The organism is uncultured Actinomyces sp., assembly GCF_963526355.1.
Lineage (GTDB): Bacteria > Actinomycetota > Actinomycetes > Actinomycetales > Actinomycetaceae > Actinomyces.
The window spans coordinates 1-22,384 of record NZ_CAUROW010000034.1 but is presented as its reverse complement, the minus strand read 5'-3'; the positions used below and the strand labels follow the sequence as shown (position 1 = coordinate 22,384).

Genomic DNA, 22,384 nt, shown 5'->3' with positions numbered 1-22,384 from the left:
GGGCCGGCCGCCTCCACATCCTGGAGGTCCAGCGCCTCATCCGCACCATGCCCAAGGCCGTCATCGCCGCTGTGTCGGGCTGGGCGGCAGGTGGCGGGCACAGTCTCAACGTCGTCGCGGACCTCTCCCTGGCCTCGATCGAACACGCACGTTTCAAGCAGACCGACGCCGACGTCGGTAGCTTCGACGCCGGCTACGGCTCCGCGCTCCTGGCCCGCCAGGTCGGGGACAAGCGCGCCCGCGAGATCTTCTTCCTGGCCCGCGCCTACGACGCCGTCACCGCCGAGCGATGGGGAGTCGTCAACGAGGCCGTGCCCCACGCCGTGCTCGAGGAGCGGGCCCTGGAGTACGCGGCCACGGTGGCGGGCAAGTCCCCGCAGGCGATCCGCATGCTCAAACTCGCCTTCAACCTGGCCGATGACGGCCTGGCCGGACAACAGGTCTTCGCCGGTGAGGCCACGCGCCTGGCCTATATGACCGATGAGGCGATCGAGGGGCGCGATGCCTTCCTCCAGCGCCGCTCCCCTGACTGGTCGCCCTTCCCCTACTACTTCTGAGCCGCTCGTCAGACGGGCAGGATCCAACGGGGCTGTCCGGACGCGTAAGCACTATGAGACTGACCACAGGACGACCGGTCGCGAGACAGGAGTACGGGTAGAACACACTGCGAGACACCCGAGATGCACCCTCCGAGCAGTTCGATGACCACCAGACAGGAGATGATTGTCACAACAATTCACCCTGCCGGTCCGTTTGTTGTTGCTAGTCTCGAAAGAGATTCGGAGCCATCGGCAACCGGGATTGCCGAACAACCGCATAGCCGCTTATGACGATCGTCACTCACGGTGGGCGCCGCCGAGCTCCCGCACGAACTCCATGGACGACGGCGACTCCGGATCCGCAAGTGCAGGCCGGACCCACTGACCCGCGCTGCCACTGCACTGATACTGCAACAGCAACCGCATAAGGAGAACTCATGCGATTCACCGCTACACGTGCCAAGACCCTTGCCGCCTCACTCCTCATCGTCACCGCCGGGCTCAGCCTGGCCGCCTGCTCCGGCTCCAAGTCGAGCGACTCGACGACCACCGCCCCGGCCACCGAGCAGACCGCGGGCAAGACCAGCGAGGGAGGCGCTGCCACCCCCAGCACCGACAGCAAGACGTCCGGAGGCACCAGCAAGACGGGCGGTGCGGTCGACAACTCCTCGAAACCCGACGGTGTCGGGGGCAGCGACAACCAGCCTGGTGACTCCGAGGGTCAGCAGGGCGACTCCGATGGCCGTCAGGGCCACGAGGACAAGGGTGCCGACAACCACCCGGGCTCCGACAACAGCGCGGACAGCCAGCGGGGCGGCTCCGACGGAGCCTCCTCCGACGCCGGGGGCAACTGATCCCGCCACTGTCAGATAGCCACCCGGTAGACGTCAACGGGGCCCCGTCCGCAGCAGCGGGCGGGGCCCCGCGGCTCTTCCTGGCGCCGTCGTCGGCAGCAGGATGCCGACAACGCCCCTGACCTTTGTCCTCATTGCGGTCAAGGACAGCCGCGTGTCAGGCTTCCCGGAGCCGGGACAGTGAACGTCATGACCTCATACATCCGGGACGCCGTTCTGTCTGGAAGCCGTCCGCGGTCCCGGTCACCGCACCGCTTGTCCCCCCCAACAACTGGAGACACTCATGTTGTCCACCCTGCTGGAGAAGACCAATCCCACCCGACGACGCATCGGGACCGCGATCGTCGTCGGCATCATCGGCGGGTTCTTCTCCGCCATCGTCAAGTTCGGCTGGGAGGTACCCTTCCCGCCCCGTACCCCTGAGCGCAACGCCACGAACCCGCCCCAAAAGCTCCTGGAACAGTTGGGGATGAGCCCAGATCAGTCCCACACCGGCATCACCTTCAACGGCAACGAGGGCCTGCCGATCTACTCCTTCATCATCCACTTCGGCTTTGCGCTCGTCTTCGCCGTCTTCTACTGTGTCATGGCCGAGTACTACAAGTCGATCACACTGTGGCAGGGCGCTGCCTTCGGTCTGTTCGTGTGGGTTGGCGCGCACCTGGTGCTCATGCCACTGACGGGGACGGTCCCCTCACCCTTCCCGTGGGTTACCGGCGGGCAGACCTGGGCGGAGCACTTCTCCGAGGCGCTGGGGCACGTCGTCTGGCTGTGGTCCATCGAGCTGGTGCGCCGCGACCTGCGCAACCGCATCACTCACCAGCCCGACCCGTGGGTTCCGCTCGAGACCGAACCGGCCCGCTGAGCAGTTCTGACCTCATCGTTGTGGACGGCACCGTTGCGGCGGTGCCGCCCACTTCTTTAGGTGGCCTTATGAGACGGTTCCCGGGCGGGTATCACCTCGCCGGAGGTACCCCTTGCGCTCCGCCCACTCGATGACCTGGAGCCAGCGACGGTCCACACGCTCGACTGCACCACCTCCGGATAGTGAAAAGAACTGAAGCCCAGGAATCCCGGTCCCTTTCGCCAGAGTACGACGAGGCCCCGTATGACGTGCGGAGCCCTCCGCACTCTCATCAGCAGGCTTCCAGCTCCTCCACTCCCGAGAGACATGAAGGGTGCAGGATTTGATTCTCACTCCGTGACTGCTTCTCGAGACCGACTCCAACACGAAGGATCCCCTCCAGAAGTCCTCCCAGGAGAAGTCGTGGCGCCTCCAGTAGCACACGAAGAACCGATAGGCGTGCACACCGTCCCGGTCCACCACGGTGAAGCTGAGGATTAACGACATCGCCAGCAGGACCATAAGAACGGAGAACAGAATCGCTAGGACCACCCAGAACACATGAGGCTCTTGCGTCGCATACGGGTCAGCGGCAACGTCAATTCGATGAGCGATGGTCGAGTACGCCACATACCCGAACACATAAACAAGGAATATCCACCCAAGCAGCATCACCGGAGAGCGCAGACTCGTCAGGCGCAGGCAGTCCCGGGCCATCCCCGGCGCCGATCGACACTGTGCCGCCCTTACGTTCTGAACCGCTCCAACCGCCCCGATCGCGGACGCAAATCGGTAGTCTTCACCGTCAGGTGCACCCTTACGGTGACACCCAACCTAACCAATCCGGGTCATTCCGGGAACAACAAACGCCTTCACCACCCCCAAGATGATGTCTCGAGGCCGTATATAATGAACAGTTCCCCATCACCCATCCTCACCGACGACCCTTCGCCCGCAGAGCGCCTGAGCAACGCCGTCGAGGGCATGCGCCATCTACCTCCTGTCGGCGCCGTCACCTTCCGCGGCAGCACCACCCCCGGCTCGGCGAAACCGAGCGTCTGCACCACCGGAGGAATCACCGCCACCAGCCGCGACCTCACCGTAGCCACCATCGGGTTGACCAGTCCGGGCGTCGCAGCGTTCATCGTCCACACCGGACGAGACCTCACTCCCCTCTCCTCGACCCCTCAGGCCCAGGAGATAGCGCTCCTGCCCGGTACAGTCCTCCTCACCGGCCGCTTCGTCGATATTGCCGGGTACACCGTCGAAGTCGTTGAGCAGCTTCTCCCCACTGGCAACAACCAGTGGACCTCGACCATTACCGAACAAGGCCTTGCCGCACTCGTCAACGCCATCGCCGCCGCCATCACCAACAGCCGCGGGCGGCCATGCCCGGTCGACCCCACGTACTGCGAACGCTTCACCATCCCGATCCTCTGACGAGAACAGAGCCCACAGTGCGACCAGATTGTTTTGAACGTCTCACTACGGCACTCACCAATTCGGGCGTCGTCGTCTGTATACCTCTCACCCTCACGCAGGAGATCAACAGTTTCCTGATAGAAGATGGAGGAAACCTGCTCAACCACCTCGCCCGTCCGTACACACCCTGACCATGACGAGCACGCGATCACCATGATACGAACGATCCGAGTCGCGGAGTCCCGTCAGGTGCACGGTAGGAAGCTAGTACTTCATCGTAGGACAGACGGATCAGGTGGGAGTACTCGATGAGAGTTCGACACTGCGGGAAAACAGTTCTCATTGTCATAGGGATCTGATCTTCCTCCAGGCTCAAGCCTCCCAGCAGTGCGGTCCATTGAACAAGTTTCCACTCAGGACCCAGAGTTTCGATGGTGTTGGGCAGAACGATCGGGGGCAGCTCCAGTGCCGCTCGCGCGTCTATTGCAATCCGGCTGGCAGCCCATTTGTACACGAGTTGATCATGCGGACTCCACATGGTTGGCACACGTTCACAGCCTCGCTCACTGTATCCATAGAACCACTCATCATCCGCGTTCCACAGATGGTGTGAATAGAGTCCAGAATTCCACGTCATGGAATGCCCACCGGAGATCTCTTTCAGCAAAGCGCCGGCTTCCGAAGCATAGGCGACAAGTTCCTCCATGATGGGCATCAGGCATCTCCTTCCAGAATACGAAGGTCAATGCATTCCTCGGCCGTCAAGAGAATGTCACCGATCTGGAAGAGAACCTGACGAGCACCTCCTGGTTGATCGAACCAGGGGGCGATAATGCCGGTCACCAATGTTACCCCAGGAGGCAGATCCAACAGCCGATACCGATAGTAGGGCTCCTTCACCGCGCCAGGCGGAAGGGAACGCTGCTCGAAGGAATAAGGTTTCGGGCCGGGTACCGCGCAGAAGTAGCTTCCACGCGGGTCACCCAGTCGATCGAGACGATCACCGTACTGCGCGACGTACTTCAGAACGGCCGGGTTGCGACGTCGGGGTCCCGTGTCGACGACCTCGCGCAGTAACCCGCCATCCTCGGACAGAAAGGAATCGACCACTTGATTGAGCCCCAGGTTCATCAGGTGCGACAGCACATCCAGAGCGTGAGGTCGTTTCCTCCGCAGGATCATCTCGGTTCCAGCTCCCGTGGGCCCTGTCAGGATCCTGTGAGCCCCCACCTGTTGCTGGCTCCAGCCGGGTGCCGTCTTCGCTTCCCAGTGTCCGGCCATGATCCGTGGCCAGCCTCTACCGTGCCGCACGCCATTCAGCCATCCGAAGGCGATCCATCGCAGCACCAGGCCCAGTGAGGGGCTGACGAGTTCCGCAGTACGTTGCTCACCGCGTTCGGTGTAGCCGAAGCACCAGCAACCGTCCTCGATCCAGAGATGGGACACCGATCCAATCTCCGTGACGTGAAACCCGTCCTCGTCAGGAACCATCCGAAACTCGCAGGCAGCGTTCATACGCTGAAGAGCCTCACCCATATCCGCAACCGGGTCTCCCGTCTCCGCCACGTGCGCCAAGGCACCGGCCAGCGGAGCAAGATAGGAATCCAGGACCTGGTCGGGGCTCAGATCCATCAGGTGGGACAAGACCGTCACCTCAACGGCAGTCGGAAGAGCGGTGAGCATTCGCATATCAACCGGTTCCCCGTCGGGACGAACCAGCCTTGCCCATACCCGTATGTTCGCGATCCCAGAGGTCGAACTCTCCGGAACCGGTTCAACCGTCCACCCCTGCGCGATTGCCGGCGCCGCTCGCAACGGAAGCAACCACGGCCACCCTTGTTGACGGCGGTACTGGTTGGCGACGCGGCAGATCAACCACCGTAGCGCCACCTCACGATCTGTAGTGGTCAGTGCCGGGACAGGATTCTGATCCACCCGATCCAGATGGCCGACATGCCATAGCCCTTTGCTCTCCCAGAACATGACCGTACGAGCGTTTCGTTCGCAACCGATGAGCAGACCATCCTTACGGTTGCGCACCGGAACGCCCACATCACTCAGGCAACGAATCAGTCGCTCCACGCAGTCAGGCACGTTCACGCAGCTCCTCCAAGAGGCCATGTTCCAGCAACTCCTCGACGCTGAGCAGATCCTTCCCGGCGTCACGAAACAGCACCTGACGTCCTCCACCACGGGCCCCATGGGCAGAGACCACCCGCCCGGTCTCGATCCGCCAAGCGGATGGCAGTTCCCTACCGGTCAATCGGTAACGCCGGTAGGACAGCCCGGCCGCGTTCGGGTCGAGAGCACGCTCCGCAAAGACAACTGGACACGGACCGTCAACCCCGAAGAGGTATGCTCCGTGCGGTCGTCCGACACGGTCCATCCTGGCCCCATATTTTTCCAAATATTCCCTAATTCGCCAAAACGTCTCAACACTGGTGGGATCCATACCGTCCCTCACCACACCATCACCCTCGTAGGGCCATATCCTGTCACCATTGACATCACGACAGTCGGCGGCCCACTGGTTGTATGAGCGAGGCCGGCCTTCCGCTCCGACACCAAAGTGCCATCGCGGATCGTCGATCAGATCATAGCTGTCCTTCACGGTTCTCCATGGTTCGTCTTTCTGGGACAAAATGATCGTACTACGGCAGCACCAGTACATGCCGTCATATTCATATACCAGGAAATGAGCAGTTAAAATTACGCAGACAGACCATGAGTACATAGGGTCCTTAACACGGTAGCAGCACCTCCCTTGGCCCACCCCGAGTCAGGTCATCAAGAATACGGTCCAGGCCGACGTCTTACATTTGCGGGACATTGAGGTTTTCTCACCAGAAGCCTTTATGGAGGGTGGGGGTGACCAGGGCTGCGGCGGTGATGGTGGTGATGGCTGTGGGTGACGTGTCGTAGGGCCTTGAGGTGTTTGATCAGGGCGTTGGCTCTCTCGGCCGGGGCTCGCATGGAGGTGATCAGCTCGTTGCGCCGTCTGGTGTCGGGGTCCGGGTCGGGGTTGTTGTCCGGGACCTTGATGCCGATGCCGGCCCCTGTGTAGCCCTTGTCCGCCAGCGTGGGCAGCTCCAGTGAGGCCGCCCGGTACAGCGCCGGCAGGGCGTGGGTGCGGGCGGCGGTGACGAAAATGGGTCGAGCCGGGCTCCACGGGCGCGGTCCACACCGGGAAACCAGTGTGATCGGTCAGGACCTGCACGTTGCCGCCGAAGGCCTTGTGCTTACCGGAATACCACAGGTGGTTGCCGGCCTGGGTGCGGACTACGACCCGGTCGGTGCGCACCAGAGTGCCGTCCAGGCACACAAAAAGTTCGCCTCTGCGCCGGAGCCTGTCCAGGACGTCAGTGATGTCGTTGGGAGCCCGCTGAGCGATGACCTCCAGGGCCTCGTGCAGGTACCGGTAGGCAGTGGCCTGCGAGACCCTGCTATCGCGGGCCAGGGCCCGCACATCGGTGCCGTCCTTGAGCCACCGCAGCACCAGAACGGCCTGGACCCAGGTGGTGGCGGCCCGTTGGCGGGGTCGGGTGTCGTGGGTGCGTCGGTGTGCGGTCAGCCAGCCGCTGACGGTACGCACAGTAGCGATGGGGACGTCGAGAGTGGCACGATAGGACACCCGCGCGGGGCCTTTCTTGCGAGCAGGTTTTCTTGGTCGAAAACAACTCTGACGCACGGCTCCGCGTGCACCCCGATCCGACACACCCCGCCCCAGCCCTATCCACCCTTCTCAGCCATCCCAGCGCTCAGGCCACCAGTACCACCACCCCCGGTGAGAAAACCTCATTGATTAAGCACCGCTCAACGTCCCTACGGGGCCCGCGCCCCCGTCTCAGCGACACACCACCCCCGTCAAACCAGCTCAGACCCCCTCACCCACCGACTTTGCCGCCCCTATGCCCCCAGGTACAACAGCGATCGTAGGAGTTGACTGGGACGTTCCCAGAGTTTCTCGCAACGATTCAGGAGGGCACTGGTTTAATACTTACGTAGATGATAGCGGAAACCTTCACTGGGCCGATGAACAGTTCGGGATGACCGCCGACTGGCCTCCTAGATATGATGATAATATCTGGAATCTAGGAGGCTTATTCACAGGGCGAGGCAAGCGGTCCCTGACCTGAGCAAACGCAAGCGGTCGTCGTGGCTGTGAATAACCCTTTAGATGCGATGATTCGAAATTCAAAAGACTCCGAACGGAGAGGATTGGATCTTGGAAAACAAGACAAATAAAGAAGTATTTGATTTCTTTGCCGACTGGCATTCAAGAAACATAAATGCCTCAGCCCAACTCCATCCGAACGACTGGCAAGTCATTCCATATGAAGACGCGTACATTGTGAAGCCAAGTGGGAATAAGAGAACGAGTTATATGCATCTCGTCAGAGATGGCGATTGTATTGGATTCTCCTTGGCTCTCCTCTCCTTGGAGAAAGCATATCAGAAACTTCTCGAACGCAAGAACTCGCAGGAATAGGGATTCGAAGGACACCACCCCGTCGCTATACCTGAGTTGCACAGTTTTAGTGCTCTGTTGGGATGCTGAGGGCGGTGAGGATGTCTTTGGCCTTGGGGGTTTCAAGGGTGGCGGCGGCTGTGAGGTGGTGGCTGTTGAGGTCGATGGTGACGTCCTGGAGGGGTTTGAGGGCGCGGATGACGCGTTTGACGCTGATCCCGGTGGCGTCCTGGATGTAGCGGGGTTACAGCCAGGGCGGCCATCACCACCACCAGCGTGAGCCCAGGTGGGCTCACGCTGGTGGTGGAAGACCGGGCGGGCTCGCAGGTCGTGCTTGCTCATCCGCATAGGACGGACCGGGCGTGCCACAACTCGTGATACGAGGAGATGACCTCGGCGGCGTCCATGAGACACGATGGGACGAAAGGCGACGTAGCCCTTGACGCCCACCAGGGACCTGCCCCTTTGCCAGAGAGGCCTCATCCAGGCTCGTGTCACCAACGTGGACGGTGACAAAACGCGTGCCCTGAGGACGCTTCTCGCCGACAGTGACGGCCCGGCCCCGGTTGGCCTGAGCGGTCAGGGCCTGGCTGCCCCGGACCGCGCGCTTCTTGGAGTAGGCCCACACCGCTCTCTACGAGCTCGGATGGATGTCCGGTCCCACGCCGGTTCACGACGTCCGGTGACGTCCCGCTCGGTATTCGAGCCTCTCCTGGGGGTGATGGTGTCGATCAGCTGGACATCGGCGAAGGCGTCCCGACCCAGTGGAAGTGGACCTCGAGGTCGCCTGGAGCGCGGACCTGTCGGGCCCCGACGATGAACCTCAGCCTCACCTCATCCAGCACTGTCAGGTTAGCGGCCGAGAGCATGCCGGCGCCCGGCGACGATCACGAGCTCCTCGATGCCATGAGCGGCCTGCAAGGCCTCCACCACGGGGATGATCGTGGTGGTCTCAGTCCGGTTGCCCTCGAAAGCGCCCGATTCTCAGGGGAAAGAACCATGACAGTCAACCAGCAGGCCCACGATGATCTGGGGAGCAATCCTCCTCTCCTTACCAGTAACCCAACCACCGCAGCTCGTCCTCCCTCTCGCCCTCGAAGTAGAGCGTGGTCACGCCTGCAGGCACAGTGCCAGGCCCCTGGTGGTAGTGACGTGATCGAAAAGGACCCGCGAGAGGCTCTCGCGGTAGCCCCGCTCCCGGGCCCGGACCAGGCAGGCTTGGAGGGTGTTGTGTTGGGCTGTTCCCGGCCAGCCGATCTCGGACAACAGGGCTCCGGGAGTACCGGCCTTGGATGTCGGCTCGATCAGGCGGGCGGCGACCATCTGCTCAAAAGGCCCGATCACCCCCGGCCGCCATGCCCAGGCAGGTGCAGGCCGTCTTGATGGCGTCGATCACAAGCCCAGGAAGCAACAGAAATTCTCGGGGTCGATCGAGATATAGCCGGATATGTTCAAGAAAATTCGGGAGACCATTGGTTCAACGCCCGCAGAGACTCACAGAGAAGAGGACGCCAAGATCCGCTGGACAGATGAGCAGAGTGACCTAGTCGCAGACTGATGTTCACGGTATGATGGGAAAATCTGGCGTGCCAATACGATAACTCGCAACTCACTGAAGTCAAAATGGAGAAGATTGATCCTTGGAACCGAGCAAAGAGATCAAAGAGAAAGTATTCAAGACCTTCAGAACTTGGGAGGCAAGAACTTATCCCAACACCAGCGAAACCTCCCTGAGCGACTGGAACATCGGCCAGTACAAAGAAGTTTTCATCATTTCTCCCAGCGGGGGACGAAGGGGAAACTACCTGTATTTCGTGAAGGATGACAGGTGTGTTGGCTTCTCCCCCGCCTTTGCGGATATCGAATCGATATATCAGAAATTCTTGCGAGCCGACGAGCTCGAGAAGACCTGAGGAGCTGAGGCCGCCCCAGTTCACCCCTGAGATACTGCGATCTCATGAATAATGAAAAGAAGTTTTATGCCCTGGATCCTCTGATCACACTGAACTCCTATTTCACCCCGACGGAGGCGCCCTGAACCACCTCCTCGAACACGGAGACCCCGTCACAACCACAGAAGCGAAGACATCTCCAGCCCTCACCAAGACCCGGCGCTACACTGGGCCGCATTTAAAATGCTAAACACCTTCCGTAGAAGGAGGAAGTCGTCGACGCTCTTCTTCAGAAGTCGTCCAGCCATGGCCGCAGGCTGGATCGCGAAAGGAATACACAACGAGGACGTCGTCACCTTGATCACCTCAAAAGGAACCATTTTAGAAATGGTAATGTACACAGAATACGATTGGGAACCGAGCACATAATCTTATCTAGCATCTTACAGTCTAGAACAAGTTCATTGACGACTTCCTACTGAAGGATGGCACTCCTTCCAGAATCACCTCACCCCATCATCCTCCTCCTAGAACTCAAGATCCACAAACCTCAGATACGGAGCTTCAAACTTGGACAGCAAGACCGACGAGGAAGTGTTTACCTTCTTCGCAAACTGGTACTCACGAAACATAGACTCCTCAAAACGACTCCACCTGGATGATTGGACAATCATTCCATACCAAGATGCGTACATCGTGAGACCACGCGGCACCGGGAAAACGAGTTACATGCATATTATCAGGGATAATCATTGTATCGGTTTCCACCTAGGCTTCACCTCCTTGGAATCGGCATATCAGAAACTCATCGAACGCGAAAATCCGAAGGAAAGACAAACACAGGATCCCGCTCCATCACAGCAGTCCCCCAATTGAATAGGATTCGAGTTTAACCTTTGAGCACCGACACCAGAAGATAAGCACTTGATTTTTTCATGAAGCGGCAAGAACGAATTGGCGGCAGCGTAGCGGCGAATTCTTCATTCGAGGACCGAGACGTGGTTCCACAATGAACAAGCATCTCTGAGCGACTGGACACTGCGGATACAAGGAGGCCTTGAGGGTTATTCACAGCCACGACGAACGCTTGCGTTTGCCCGGGTCAGGGACCGCTTGCCTCGCCCTGTGAATAAGCCTCCTTCACTGTGTCCTCAACCGGGAGCGAAGAGGAATCATAAGTATTTTGCGAAAGATACAGGTGATGCCACCTCCTCGTAGGGCCGGCAGGCCGTCATCGCGAGCAGCGCAGTTCTCCGCGGCGACACCTCCGCCCGCCGGCAACTCTGGTCAGGCGGATGCTGGGCGGGTATCGCCTTGATGGAGGTACCCCTTGTATTCTGCCCACTCGATGACCTGGTACCAGCGATCGTCCACACGTTCCATCACGTCACCCCGGAAGAACAGGAAGACCTGAAGGCCAGGAATCGGTGTTCCTCCACCCTTCACCAGTGCACGACGAGGTCGTATATAGCGCATGAACTCCTCCACACTCTCACCCTCGGGCGTCCAGCTCCTCCACTCCTGCGACACACAAAGGCTGCCGACATTCACCGTCGTCCCCTTGGCCCGTGCCCTCGTCTTCAGCACGTAGGAGCCCCAACGGAAATCCTCCCATGAGAAATCATAACGCCTCCAACCGAAGATGAGGAACCGATAGGCATGAACACCGTCCTGGTCCACCACTGTGAAGCTGAAAAGTAGTAAACCTCCCAGGAGGACCAAGACGACCATGAAGAGAATCGCCGGAACCGGCGACTTCGCATTCGATTCCTGTGCCGCATACGCCTCGGTAGCGCTGCCTGACTGGCCGAAGAAGATCATGTACAGCACGTATGCGAACGTGCAGATGACGAATATCCAGAGAAGCAGCATCACCGGAGAGCGCAGCGTCGTTAGGACCAGACGTTCCCGGACCAACCACCCGCGAGGGACACGGGCCCGAGGCGCCTCACCCTGCGCGCCATCAACAGACATCGCCGTTCCTTCCTCGCCCCCAGCCACGGACGACCCGCCGTTACGCTTCAGATCAGAAGATGATAGTGCGGCTCCTCGCTTCAACACACGGGTTTTACGCACGATCATGACGAGCCATCAACAGACCGCAGAGCCCCTCACAGGGTGATGACGACCGTGGCCGCGGCAAAGACGAGGCCGTAAGCCAGTTCCAGGAGCCCGGCGTCGCGCAGGGAGCTGATGAGATCACGGCCCCTGGCCCCGGCCCGCACCGGAACGACGGCCCGTCGCACCAACGGCAGGAGGAGGAGCGGCACGGCCAGCGCGATGACCAGGGTGAGCAGCGGGCCGATCCGGCCCCCGCCGTCGGCGGGGCTGGCCGACCCGACCTCACGCGCCCAAACGAGGGAGGCGGCCCCCAGTACAAGGGGCAGGTGGAGCATGGCTGAGAAGACTCGCCGCGCGCTCGGCTCCCCCAGGCGGACGGCCAGAGTCATCTTGCCGTGCTCGGGGTCGGTACCAATGTCACGCAGGTTGTTAACCATGAGCAGGGAGCAGGCGAGCAGACCGATGCCGCAGGCCGAGGGCCACAGCCACCCCGGCACCGCGCCCGCCTGGACGTAGGTGGTGCCCGCGGTGGCGACCAGCCCGAAGAAGACGAAGACGAACACCTCCCCCAGTCCGGCGTAACCGTAGGGGTGGGAGCCGCCGGTGTAGAACCAGGCTGCCGCGATCGCCGCGGCGCCGACGGCCAGCAGCCACCACTGACCGCTCAGGGCCACCAGTGCCAGGCCCAGGAGTGCCCCCAGGCCGAAGCATCCGAAGGCTGCGAATTTGACGGTACGGGGGGAGACCTGCCCGGAGGCGGTCAGGCGGGGCGGCCCGGTGCGCTCGTCGTCAGTGCCGCGAACGCCGTCGGAGTAGTCGTTGGCCAGGTTGCAGCCGATTTGCAGTGCCAGGGCGACCCCCGCGGCCAAGAGGCTGCGCACCGCCGAGAAGTCCCCCATGGCTGCGGCGGCCCCGGCGCCCAGGATGACGGGGGCGACGGCGGCCGGCAGGGTGCGCAGACGCACCACCTCCGCCCAGTTGCTGGCCCGCGGCCCGCCGTCCTGTGCGCTCTCACCACTCACGATTTTCTCCGATCCTCTAGGGTGGGCGGCAGTGACCCTACCAGCGCCGTGGCCGGTGTCGGCACCGCCGCCGGAGCAGGAGCCGGCGTGCCTCATCATCAGGTAGGCCTCGCGGGGCGGGGATCAGGGCTCTGGCGTAGGGGACTCTAAGTCGCCTCGGCCGAGGCCGTGGCAAGGAGCCGGGTGACGGCGCGCCGGTCGACCTTGCCGCTGGGACGCAGCGGCAGCGCTTCCAGGACGACGACCCGCTTGGGGGCGTGGACGCCGTCCAGCCGGCTTCGGACCGCCTCGCGCAGAGCGGCACCGTCGGGGCTGCTCAGATCGTCGGAGCCTCCCGAGCCCTCCTGCCCGGCAGCGGCTTCACACACAACAGCGGCGACGACGATGCTGCCCCACTGCTCATCAGGCAGGCCAACGACGCAGGCCTCGGCCACCGTGTCCAGGCCGGTGAGAGCCTCCTCAACGTGGCGGGGCTCCACCTTGACCCCGCCGGTGATGATGACGTCGTCCAGGCGCCCCAGGAGCTCCAGACGCCCATCGGGGCGCAGCCGGCCGCGGTCGGAGGTGACCAGGACGCGCCCGGCCTCGGTGTCCCGAAAATCCTCACCGGATCGGCTGGTGCCGTCAGAGGCGGGGCCGGCGGAAGCTGAGTCGGTGACGTCGGGATCCTGCAGGTATCCCTCAGCCAGCACCGGACCGGAGATGAGGACGCGGCCGGTTCCCTCGGCGTCGGGGTCCTGGATGGCGAGCTCGACGCCGTCCAGAGGGCGGCCGTCGTAGACGCAGCCCCCACCGGTCTCGCTCATGCCGTAGGTGGTGACCACGGTGATGCCGAGTTCCTGGGCCCGGGCCAGCAGCGCGGGATCGGCGGCGGCGCCTCCCAGGAGGACGGCGTCGGCCTCGGTCAGGGCCCGGCTCGCCGCGCGATCGCACACGGCACGCACCAGCTGGGTGGGGACCAGGGAGGTGTAGAGGCGGGCGGCCGGGCCGGCAGAGTCTCGGGCGGAGCGCAGGGCGTCCGCGAGCGCCGTCGGGCTGAATCCGCCGCTCATGTCGGCCACGACCGGCGTCGTTCCGGACAGGAGGGAACGCACGAGGATCTGCAGGCCGGCGACGTGGTGGGCGGGCAGGGCCAGGAGCCAGGTGCCCGGGCCGCCCAGGCGCTCGTGAGTGGCGAGGGCGGAGGCCGTCAGGGCGGCGACGCGGACAGCGATGAGCCGGCCGGTACCGGTGGTGGAGCCGGAGGTGCGCAGAATGAGGTCGGTGTGCGGAGGCACTCGGGCGACGCGGCGGGCCAGGTCGGCCCGGACCTGGCCCGCATCCTCACCGGGGCCGATGGGCACGAGTAGGGGGAGGGGGCTCTCTGCCCGCTCGTCCGCCCCGTCCCCAGCACCCGCGGCCGCCCGGCCGTCGTGGGTGGGCAGCAGGCCGCGCTGAACCATGCGCTCGGTCAGGGCGGTGCACAGGGCGGCGACGTCGTCGGGGGCGGTTCCACCGGCCAGAAGGCGGAAGGTGGGCGGAGTGGGCACAGGATGATCGTGCCACGCCTTGAGACGTGCGGGCATGAGCAGGTAGGTGGACGAGTGTGAGCGGATACGGGGCCGGCTGGGTCGTCCGGCTCGGTTAGGGTTGCGCCATGCGTATCGTCCTCATCGTCCTGGTGTTCGCCCTGACGCTGTATGCCCTGCTGGACTGCGCGCGCACGCCGGAGGAGAGCATGCCGGCGCGGATGCCGAAGTTCCTGTGGATCACCCTCGTCGTCCTGTTCCCCACCATCGGCCCGATCGCCTGGATCATCGTCTCGCGGGTCAAGGCGGCTGAGGAGCGCGGCGGTTACGTGGAGCCCACCGTGTGGTCCTCCAAGGAGGGCACGACCTTCCGCCGCCCGCAGCGCGCCCGGCCCATGGCACCCGACGACGACCCGGACTTCCTGCGCGACCTGGAACAGGACATCCGCCGTCGCAAGCACCACCCGAAGGGGTCCGCTGACGACGGTATCGAGAAGGACCCCGAGCAGTCCGACGCCGGAGAGGCGGGCGACATCGACCGCTCCGGCACCGACCAGCGCTGAGACCGAGGCTGAGACTGAGGGGCCCGGACGAGGGACGACTCAGGGCAATGCCGTCTGCGCCCGGGGCCAGGGCCCGGTGTCGACGTCGTAACCGTGGGCGGAGGCGTGGATGAGCCAGTCGCCCGGGATCCAGGTGCGTGCCACGATCTGAGGGTGCTCGGGCATGTGGCGCACCGACCACAGGATGAGGACGAGCTCGGCCCACTGGGCCCGGATCTTCAGACGTACCGAGCCGGAGGCGTTGGCGGCGGCGATGACGACCTCCCCGGTGGCGGTGAGCCGGACCTCCTGGATGTCGTCGTAGGAGATGGGCATGACGCCCTCCCCCGTGCCCAGGTAGATGCCGTGTGTGGAGACGGTCAGGCGGGCGCGGGCCAGGTGTCGCCACTTCTCGACGGCGTCAGCCTCGGCGGCACGACGGCGCCGGTGGTTGAGGTAGGCCTGTCCTCCGAAGAAGGCGGCCGTCAGGGCCAGGCCGACCGGCCCTCCGGCCAGGAAGAAGCCACGGGAGGGGTTGTAGGTGGCGTCCCCTCTGCGCCATATGAGCAGCTCGGCGTCGCAGGTGGCCAGCATGACCTCACCGGATCCCAGGGCCGGGCGCACGGGGTCGATGGTGGGTGAGACCGGGTTGGGGCGCCTGCCCTGGCGGGTGGCGGTCAGGACGGCGGCGGTGTGCCACCACACGAAGTCCTGCCCGGTCCAGGGGCGCCGTGGGGCGGGGCGCGGGTGGCCGGGGCGGATGACCTCGCCGGAGGCACCGGAGCGCACCACCTCGCCGCCGACCGGGCGCGAGGGCGGCTGCTGGGTCACTGCGTCGCCTCGGCGCTGTCGGCTTCGGCGACGTGGTCGGAGTGGGCAGGGCGACCGGTGGCGGCCTGGGCGGCGGAGGTGCCGGGCACCATGTCACGGGCCTGGCGCAGCAGGTCACCGGCCGGCTCCCAGTAGGCCAGTCCGACTAGGGTGCGGCCCTCGAAGGTCAGGGAGGTCAGGGAGGCCAGGGCGCACTGGCGCCGGCGCGGGTCGTGGGCCAGGGAGCGCCCCTCCAGGAAGAGGCGCAGCGCCCAGACGGGCAGCTGGTGGGACACGAGGAGCGCCTCGTGTCCCGCGGCGACGTCCAGCGCGGAGACGACGGCACCACGCATGCGCTCGACGATCTCGCGATAGGGCTCGCCCCAGGAGGGGCGCAGCGGGTTGACGTAGCTGCGCCAGTGGGCGGGGTAGGCAAGGATCCAGCGATTGCGGTTGACGGCCACGCCCTCGAAGCTGTTGCCGGCCTCGATGAGCCGGGCGTCCGTCGTCGGCGCCAGGCCGAAGGCGGCGGCGGTGGGGGCACCGGTCTCACGGGCCCGCTCCAGGGGCGAGGTGATGACCCGAGTGATGTCGTGCCCGGAGGCCGACAGGACGTCGGCGACCTGCTGGGCCATCTGGTGCCCCAGGGTCGACAGGTGGTAACCGGGCAGACGGCCGTAGAGGATGCCCTCGGGGTTGTGCACCTCGCCGTGCCGCATGAGGTGGATCGTCGTACGCGCCATGCGGTGATTGTCGCACGCCCGCCGGCAACACTCGGCCACCGGGTCCCGTAGGGTGTCCCCCATGACGACTCGCAGCGCATGGGGCCTCGGTCTGGCAACCGTGACCGACGACGGTAACACCCTTGACGTGTGGTACCCCCGCCCGGTCCTCGGCGACGAACCCGAGGACGGGCACGCCGACCTATTGGGGACCCTGAGCGCCATGGAGCGTCGCGACGAGGCCCGCGGCGTGCACACCACCGTGGTGCGCACCTGGGCCGATCTCGACGACGCCCCCCAGACAGTGGCCGGTGCCTACCTGCGCCTGCACGCCCTGTCCCACCGCCTGGCCAAGCCCAACACCATCAACCTGGATGGGATCTTCTCCCGCCTGCCCAACGTGGTGTGGACCTCCGCCGGTCCCTGCCGCGCCGAGGACTTCGAGACCACCCGCACCCGCCTGCGCGCCGCTCTGGGGCGCCCGGTGCAGGTGCACTCGGTGGACAAGCTCCCCCGCATGACCGACTACGTCCTGCCCTCGGGTGTGCGTATCGGCAATGCCACGAGCGTGCGCCTGGGCGCCTACCTCTCCGAGGGCACCACGGTCATGCACGCCGGCTTCGTCAACTACAACGCAGGGACGCTGGGTCGCTCCATGGTCGAGGGCCGTATCTCCCAGGGTGTCGTCATCGGTGACGGCTCCGACGTCGGCGGCGGCGCCTCGACCATGGGCATGCTCTCGGGCAGCGGCCGCCAGCGGGTCGCCCTGGGCGAGCGCTGCCTGCTGGGTGCCAACTCCGGGCTGGGAATCCCTCTGGGCGACGACTGCGTCGTCGAGGCGGGCCTGTACCTGACGGCCGGCACGAAGGTCTCCCTCATGCCGCAGGGCGGCGTGGTGCCCGGCAGCCATGGCCTGTTCAAGGAGCCGCGCGTGGTCTCGGCCCGCGAGCTGGCCGGCGCCTCCAACGTCCTGTTCCGCCGTAACTCCCAGTCCGGCGCAGTCGAGGCGCTGGCCCGCGGCGGCAAGGCCATCGAGCTGAACTCAGCGCCGCACGCCGGTCAGTGAACAGCTGGTCCACCCCCGCCCTGGCCCTTTACGCCAGGGTGTCGGCGATCCGTTGCATCTCAGGACGAGTCGTAAGCGAGTCCCCCGAGGCGCAGTATCACTGCCGCCGTCAGGGTTGAGATCGACGACGGCATCGATCTCGCTGTTCGCCGTGCATGACCTCGGCTTGCCAACGCCGTGTCCACGGGACGGCCGGTCTGGAGCGCCCCCATCGCTTCCCACGAGTGCGGGCACCCCGTCCTCGGACCAGAACGCCGACACACAACGTTCACACTCTATGCCAGTATCAAGGTTTTCATTATCATAGTTATGGGTTGTTCTGCACAGAGTGGGGGGGAGGCCAGATGGCTGCGACGTCCACGGCCGTCCGTGCTCCCAAGGCTGCTCAGCCCGTTGGTGACGCGCTGCCGCCCCGGCACAGGCACCGTACCCCCGCATGGGCCTCGCAGCGCGTCCTCAAGGCGACGATGGCGATCACCGGCACGGTCATGGCACTGTTCGTCGTGGTCCATATGGTCGGCAACCTCAAGGTTCTCGCAGGCCCTGAGGCCTTCAACGGATACGCCGCCTGGCTGCGGCAGGTCGCCTACCCGCTCTTGCCGCACGAGGGCCTCCTGTGGGCGATGCGCCTGGCCCTGGGGGTCTGCATCGCGCTGCACGTAGCCGCGGGAATCACGCTGTGGCGACGTGCGAGGGGCGCTCGCGGAGCCTTCCGGCGCCGGGCCCTGCCCGCCCGCACCATCGGTGCCCGCTCCATGCTGGTGACCGGCGTCCTCATCGGAGTCTTCGTCCTCATCCACATCCTCGACCTGACCATCGGCCGTCTCATCGCCCCTGAGGGCTTCCAGGCGCCGACGACGTCGAACGGCGAGCTGCAGGTCAGCGCCTACCACAACCTCGTGGCGAGCCTGTCGCGCCCCGGCATGGCGGTCTTCTACAGCCTGGTCATGCTGGCACTCTCCCTCCATCTGGCGCAGGGCCTGTGGAACGTGGTCATCGACCTGGGTGGCACCGGCCCCAGGCTGCGAAAGGTGTGCCGTGCCGTCGCCCTGGCCGTGGCCCTGACCATCGCCGTCGTCAACGGTCTGCTGCCGGTACTCATCTGCACGGGGGTGATCGGATGAGCACGAGCGCGCCTCGGGCCGTCGGTGGCCTGTACGACGTCGGCGAGGACCTCGATGCACACCTTCCGGACTGTCCGCCTGAGCAGGCCTGGGAGCGCCGGCGCGACGAGTACCGCCTGGTCAACCCCGCCAACCGCCGCAAGCTGACCGTCATCGTGGTGGGCACCGGACTGGCCGGCGCCGGCGCGGCCGCGACCCTGGGGCGCCTGGGCTACCGGGTGGAGTGCTTCAGCCTGCACGACGCCCCGCGCCGCGCCCACTCGGTGGCCGCGCAGGGCGGGATCAACGCCGCCCGGGCCCGCAAGGTCGACGGCGACTCCCTGGCGCGCTTCGTCAAGGACACCGTCAAGGGCGGGGACTACCGGGGGCGGGAGGCCGACGTCGTGCGCCTGGGCCTGGAGTCCGGCCGGATCATCGACCACATGGAGGCGATCGGGGCTCCCTTCGCCCGCGAGTACGGCGGCCAGCTCGCCACCCGCTCCTTCGGCGGGGTGCAGGTCTCTCGTACCTACTACACGCGCGGGCAGACCGGTCAGCAGCTGGAGATCGCCTGTGCTCAGGCCCTCCAGGAGCAGGTCGCCGCCGGGAGAGTCCACTTGCACACCCGCACCGAGATGCTCGACCTCATCGTGGCCGACTCCCGTGCTCAGGGCATCGTCACCCGGGACCTGCTCTCCGGTGAGGTACGCGCCCATACCGCCCACGCCGTCGTGCTGGCCACCGGCGGCTACGGCAGCGTCTACCACTACTCGACCCTGGCCATGGCCTCCAACGCCACCGCGACCTGGCGCGCCCACCGACGCGGAGCGGCCTTCGCCGGTGCCTGTATGGTGCAGTTCCACCCCACGGCGCTGCCGGTGAGCTCCCGCTGGCAGTCCAAGACGACGCTCATGAGCGAGTCGCTGCGCAACGACGGGCGCATCTGGGTGCCCGTGCGCCCCGGGGATGAGCGGCCCCCGAACGACATCCCCGAGGACGAGCGCGACTACTACCTGGAGCGCAAGTACCCGGCCTTCGGCAACCTCACCCCGCGCGACGTCGCCTCACGCAATGCCCGCGAGCAGATCGAGTCCGGCCGCGGCGTCGGGCCGCTGCGCAACTCGGTCTACCTCGACTTCCGCGACGCGCTGGAGCGGCTGGGCAAGGAGACCATCGCCTCGCGCTACGGCAACCTGTTCGAGATGTACCTCGACGCCACTGGCGAGGACCCTTACGAGGTGCCCATGCGCATCGCCCCGGGAGCCCACTTCACAATGGGAGGGCTGTGGGTGGACTTCGACCAGATGTCCACGATCCCGGGACTGTTCGTGGGCGGGGAGGCCTCGAACAACTACCACGGCGCCAACCGCCTGGGGGCGAACTCGCTGCTGAGCGCCAGTGTGGACGGCTGGTTCGTGCTTCCGCTGGCCGTGCCGAACTACCTGGCCGGGCTGGTGGGCAGCAAGCCCTTGAGCCCCGACGCGCCGGAGGCGCTTCAGGCCGTGGCCGACACCCGCGAGCGCATTGAGGCGCTCATGGCGGTGGGCGGGACACACCGTCCGGTGTGGTTCCACCGCCGTCTGGGTGAGATCCTCTACGCCGGCTGCGGGGTCAGTCGCTCCGAGGCGGGGCTGCTGCGAGCCCTGGAGGAGGTGCGCGCGCTGCGCGAGGAGTTCTGGGCCGACGTCACCGTGGTCGGGGGCCAGGCGCGGCTCAACCAGGAGCTTGAGAAGGCGCTGCGAGTCGCCGACTTCCTGGAGCTGGCGGAGGTCATGATCCTCGACGCCCTGGACCGGCGCGAGTCCGCCGGCGCCCACTTCCGTGAGGAGTACGCGACCCAGGGCGGCGAGGCCCAGCGCAATGACGAGACCTGGTGCTCCGTCTCGGCCTGGCAGACGGGGCCAGACGGCGGGCACACGCGCCGCACGGAGCCACTGAGCTTCTCGCTGGTGCCCATGCAGGTGAGGGACTACCGATGAGGATCGAGCTGGAGATCTGGCGGCAGGACGGGCCGCGGGCGCGAGGCTTCTTCGAGAGCCACGTGGTGGAGGACGCCGAGCCGCAGATGAGTCTGCTCGAGCTGCTCGACCGCCTCAATGACCAGATCATCGAGGCCGGAGGTGAGCCCGTGGTCTTCGAGTCGGACTGCCGGGAGGGGGTGTGCGGGGCCTGCGGCTTCCTCGTCAACGGGGTGCCGCACGGGCCGCTGGACACGACCCCGGCCTGCCGTCAGCACCTGCGGGCCTTCCCCGGAGTGACGCGCTTCCGGCTGGAGCCGTGGAGGTCGGCGGCCTTCCCGGTCATCCGGGACCTGGCGGTGGACCGGACGGCGCTCGACGAGCTGATCCGGGCGGGCGGGACCGTGGACGTGGCCGCGGGGACCGCCCCGGACGCCGACGACGTCGCCCAGGGGCATCTGCAGGCCGAGCGGGCACTGGACTTCGCCGCCTGCATCGGCTGCGGGGCCTGCGTGGCGGCCTGCCCGAACGGGGCGGCGGCGCTCTTCGCGGGGGCGAAGCTGGCGCACCTGTCACTCATGCCGGCCGGGCGCATCGAGCGGGGGCGCCGGGCCCGGGCGATGACACGGGAGCTCGATGAGCTCTTCGGACCGTGTTCGGAGTACGGCGAGTGCCTGCCGGCGTGTCCGGCGGGGATCCCGATCGAGGCGATCGCGCTGCTCAACCGGGAGGTCCTGCGCGCAGGTCTGCGCGGGGCGACCCACGACGATTGACGCCGGTCTCATCACCGGGGGCCGATGACCGACCCCCGGACTTCGCGGGAGGGGGGCGGGGATCAGGACTCGGGCTTGTGGGCGACGAGGGCGATGCCGACCATGTCCTTCTCGTAGCGCTTGAAGGTGGCGGCCATCTCCTGGACGCGCCGGCGCAGCGCCCGGTCAGCGGCGACGTTGCGGGCGATCCGCAGGAAGCCGCCCAGGCCCTCGTCGCGGATGTTGCGTCCGACCTTGAGCAGGGCCATGGGGGCGGTGTCGACCCAGTCGACGACGAGTCCGGCATCCTCCATGAGCTCCTTCCAGGCGGCCGCGGTCATGGGGCGGGCGTTGACGTGGATGGAGCGGGCCAGGTCGCGGCGCAGCTCGGTGTAGTACTCCTCGTCGATATCGTCGGGGGTGACGCCGAGCTCGTGGATGGCGTAGCGCCCGCCGGGGCGCAGGACGCGGGCGGCCTCGGCGACGATGGCCGCCTTGCCCTTGTCGCCCTGCATGGTGAGCATGGCCTCGCCGACGACGACATCGGCACTGGCATCGTCCAGACCGGTGTCGGCGGCCTCGCCCTGGCGGACAGTGCCAAGGTCCCCGACGACGGCGGCCACGCGCCGGGCGGCGTCGGGGTCGCGGTCGATGGCCGTGTAGGAGGCGGGGTGGTCCTTGATGATCTCGGCGGCGGTGCGTCCCAGGCCCGGGGCGAGCTCGACGACGTCGGCGCCGGCCAGGCCGGCGTGGCCGAGCATGGCGGCGGACAGGGCGGCGCCGCCGGGGCGCAGGACGCGCTTGCCGGCACGGGCCAGGAC

The 22,384-nt window shown here is 65.5% G+C and carries 20 protein-coding genes and 1 pseudogene; 10 read left to right on the top strand and 11 right to left on the bottom strand.

The genetic code is table 11. The features are described 5' to 3' along the window. The 4 genes from RWR81_RS08275 to RWR81_RS08260 all read left to right on the top strand — a co-directional run. A partial coding sequence (locus RWR81_RS08275) for an enoyl-CoA hydratase-related protein (RefSeq protein WP_314456733.1) occupies window positions 1–557 on the top strand: 557 nt, incomplete at its 5' end. Between the two features lie 419 nt (window positions 558–976). Next, entirely contained in the window at window positions 977–1,393 is a 417-nt protein-coding gene (locus RWR81_RS08270) for a hypothetical protein (protein WP_314456731.1), read from the top strand. A 283-nt stretch (window positions 1,394–1,676) separates the two neighbouring features. Beyond that, window positions 1,677–2,258 carry a DUF1440 domain-containing protein gene (locus tag RWR81_RS08265; protein WP_314456729.1) on the top strand — a complete coding sequence of 194 codons (582 nt, stop codon included), beginning with the start codon at window positions 1,677–1,679 and terminating at the stop codon, window positions 2,256–2,258. An 888-nt stretch (window positions 2,259–3,146) separates the two neighbouring features. Further along, the gene (locus RWR81_RS08260; protein ID WP_314456728.1) at window positions 3,147–3,677 is read left to right on the top strand and encodes a hypothetical protein; all 531 of its coding nucleotides are present in this window, start codon (window positions 3,147–3,149) and stop codon (window positions 3,675–3,677) included. A gap of 190 nt (window positions 3,678–3,867) precedes the next feature. Here RWR81_RS08260 and RWR81_RS08255 read toward each other — a convergent pair whose 3' ends face one another. From RWR81_RS08255 to RWR81_RS08235, 5 genes and pseudogenes are all read right to left on the bottom strand, one after another. Further along, window positions 3,868–4,374: a hypothetical protein gene (locus RWR81_RS08255; RefSeq protein WP_314456726.1), complete on the bottom strand. Its 507-nt coding sequence runs from the start codon at window positions 4,372–4,374 to the stop codon at window positions 3,868–3,870. After that, the gene (locus tag RWR81_RS08250) at window positions 4,374–5,759 is read right to left on the bottom strand and encodes an Imm61 family immunity protein (protein WP_314456724.1); all 1,386 of its coding nucleotides are present in this window, start codon (window positions 5,757–5,759) and stop codon (window positions 4,374–4,376) included. The genes RWR81_RS08255 and RWR81_RS08250 overlap by 1 nt, the downstream gene beginning before the upstream one ends. Then, on the bottom strand, window positions 5,746–6,270 hold the full coding sequence (locus tag RWR81_RS08245; protein WP_314456723.1) for a glycohydrolase toxin TNT-related protein: 525 nt from the start codon (window positions 6,268–6,270) through the stop codon (window positions 5,746–5,748). The genes RWR81_RS08250 and RWR81_RS08245 overlap by 14 nt, the downstream gene beginning before the upstream one ends. A 229-nt stretch (window positions 6,271–6,499) precedes the next feature. After that, window positions 6,500–7,290, bottom strand: a pseudogene (locus RWR81_RS08240) (transposase family protein). A gap of 1,947 nt (window positions 7,291–9,237) precedes the next feature. Continuing rightward, window positions 9,238–9,471 (bottom strand): hypothetical protein, encoded by a 234-nt coding sequence (locus RWR81_RS08235; protein ID WP_314456722.1) that lies wholly within the window; start codon window positions 9,469–9,471, stop codon window positions 9,238–9,240. Between the two features lie 296 nt (window positions 9,472–9,767). On the opposite strand from RWR81_RS08235, the gene RWR81_RS08230 reads away from it, so the two are divergent. Next, window positions 9,768–10,040 (top strand): hypothetical protein, encoded by a 273-nt coding sequence (locus tag RWR81_RS08230; RefSeq protein WP_314456719.1) that lies wholly within the window; start codon window positions 9,768–9,770, stop codon window positions 10,038–10,040. A gap of 1,266 nt (window positions 10,041–11,306) precedes the next feature. On the opposite strand, the gene RWR81_RS08225 is transcribed toward RWR81_RS08230, so the two are convergent. The 3 genes from RWR81_RS08225 to RWR81_RS08215 all read right to left on the bottom strand — a co-directional run bounded on the left by RWR81_RS08225 (window position 11,307) and on the right by RWR81_RS08215 (window position 14,631). After that, on the bottom strand, window positions 11,307–11,993 hold the full coding sequence (locus RWR81_RS08225) for a hypothetical protein (protein ID WP_314456718.1): 687 nt from the start codon (window positions 11,991–11,993) through the stop codon (window positions 11,307–11,309). A gap of 137 nt (window positions 11,994–12,130) precedes the next feature. Then, window positions 12,131–13,102, bottom strand: coding sequence for a 1,4-dihydroxy-2-naphthoate polyprenyltransferase (locus tag RWR81_RS08220; protein ID WP_314456716.1), 972 nt, complete (start codon window positions 13,100–13,102; stop codon window positions 12,131–12,133). A 146-nt stretch (window positions 13,103–13,248) separates the two neighbouring features. Continuing rightward, window positions 13,249–14,631, bottom strand: coding sequence for an AMP-binding protein (locus tag RWR81_RS08215; protein WP_314456714.1), 1,383 nt, complete (start codon window positions 14,629–14,631; stop codon window positions 13,249–13,251). A 107-nt stretch (window positions 14,632–14,738) separates the two neighbouring features. On the opposite strand from RWR81_RS08215, the gene RWR81_RS08210 reads away from it, so the two are divergent. After that, the gene (locus RWR81_RS08210; protein WP_314456712.1) at window positions 14,739–15,173 is read left to right on the top strand and encodes a PLD nuclease N-terminal domain-containing protein; all 435 of its coding nucleotides are present in this window, start codon (window positions 14,739–14,741) and stop codon (window positions 15,171–15,173) included. Window positions 15,174–15,212: 39 nt separating this feature from the next. Here the strand turns inward: RWR81_RS08210 and RWR81_RS08205 are convergent, their stop codons facing one another. Both RWR81_RS08205 and RWR81_RS08200 read right to left on the bottom strand, forming a co-directional pair. Next, window positions 15,213–15,983, bottom strand: coding sequence for a hypothetical protein (locus RWR81_RS08205; protein ID WP_314456710.1), 771 nt, complete (start codon window positions 15,981–15,983; stop codon window positions 15,213–15,215). After that, a complete protein-coding gene (locus RWR81_RS08200; RefSeq protein WP_314456708.1) occupies window positions 15,980–16,705 on the bottom strand; it encodes a histidine phosphatase family protein in 726 nt (241 codons plus the stop codon). The genes RWR81_RS08205 and RWR81_RS08200 overlap by 4 nt, the downstream gene beginning before the upstream one ends. 61 nt (window positions 16,706–16,766) lie before the next feature. Here RWR81_RS08200 and dapD point away from each other — a divergent pair, with 61 nt between their 5' ends. From dapD to RWR81_RS08180, 4 genes are all read left to right on the top strand, one after another. Beyond that, window positions 16,767–17,750, top strand: coding sequence for a 2,3,4,5-tetrahydropyridine-2,6-dicarboxylate N-succinyltransferase (dapD, locus tag RWR81_RS08195; protein ID WP_314456706.1), 984 nt, complete (start codon window positions 16,767–16,769; stop codon window positions 17,748–17,750). A gap of 344 nt (window positions 17,751–18,094) precedes the next feature. Beyond that, a complete protein-coding gene (locus RWR81_RS08190; protein ID WP_314456704.1) occupies window positions 18,095–18,874 on the top strand; it encodes a succinate dehydrogenase cytochrome b subunit in 780 nt (259 codons plus the stop codon). Continuing rightward, window positions 18,871–20,832: a fumarate reductase/succinate dehydrogenase flavoprotein subunit gene (locus tag RWR81_RS08185; protein ID WP_314456702.1), complete on the top strand. Its 1,962-nt coding sequence runs from the start codon at window positions 18,871–18,873 to the stop codon at window positions 20,830–20,832. Before RWR81_RS08190 ends, RWR81_RS08185 begins: the two co-directional genes overlap by 4 nt. Continuing rightward, entirely contained in the window at window positions 20,829–21,584 is a 756-nt protein-coding gene (locus RWR81_RS08180; RefSeq protein ID WP_314456700.1) for a succinate dehydrogenase/fumarate reductase iron-sulfur subunit, read from the top strand. Before RWR81_RS08185 ends, RWR81_RS08180 begins: the two co-directional genes overlap by 4 nt. Window positions 21,585–21,646: 62 nt before the next feature. On the opposite strand, the gene RWR81_RS08175 is transcribed toward RWR81_RS08180, so the two are convergent. Further along, window positions 21,647–22,384, bottom strand: a 738-nt coding sequence (locus RWR81_RS08175) for a methyltransferase domain-containing protein (RefSeq protein WP_314456698.1), incomplete at its 5' end; no start/stop codon positions are given.

Bases quoted from the DNA above. Each gene is read 5' to 3' on its own strand.
- RWR81_RS08270 (WP_314456731.1), top strand. From the start codon at position 977: ATGCGATTCACCGCTACACGTGCCAAGACCCTTGCCGCCTCACTCCTC.
- RWR81_RS08265 (WP_314456729.1), top strand. From the start codon at position 1,677: ATGTTGTCCACCCTGCTGGAGAAGACCAATCCCACCCGACGACGCATC.
- RWR81_RS08260 (WP_314456728.1), top strand. From the start codon at position 3,147: ATGAACAGTTCCCCATCACCCATCCTCACCGACGACCCTTCGCCCGCA.
- RWR81_RS08255 (WP_314456726.1), bottom strand. From the start codon at position 4,374: ATGCCCATCATGGAGGAACTTGTCGCCTATGCTTCGGAAGCCGGCGCT.
- RWR81_RS08225 (WP_314456718.1), bottom strand. From the start codon at position 11,993: ATGTCTGTTGATGGCGCGCAGGGTGAGGCGCCTCGGGCCCGTGTCCCT.
- RWR81_RS08210 (WP_314456712.1), top strand. From the start codon at position 14,739: ATGCGTATCGTCCTCATCGTCCTGGTGTTCGCCCTGACGCTGTATGCC.
- RWR81_RS08200 (WP_314456708.1), bottom strand. From the start codon at position 16,705: ATGGCGCGTACGACGATCCACCTCATGCGGCACGGCGAGGTGCACAAC.
- dapD (WP_314456706.1), top strand. From the start codon at position 16,767: ATGACGACTCGCAGCGCATGGGGCCTCGGTCTGGCAACCGTGACCGAC.
- RWR81_RS08190 (WP_314456704.1), top strand. From the start codon at position 18,095: ATGGCTGCGACGTCCACGGCCGTCCGTGCTCCCAAGGCTGCTCAGCCC.
- RWR81_RS08185 (WP_314456702.1), top strand. From the start codon at position 18,871: ATGAGCACGAGCGCGCCTCGGGCCGTCGGTGGCCTGTACGACGTCGGC.
- RWR81_RS08180 (WP_314456700.1), top strand. From the start codon at position 20,829: ATGAGGATCGAGCTGGAGATCTGGCGGCAGGACGGGCCGCGGGCGCGA.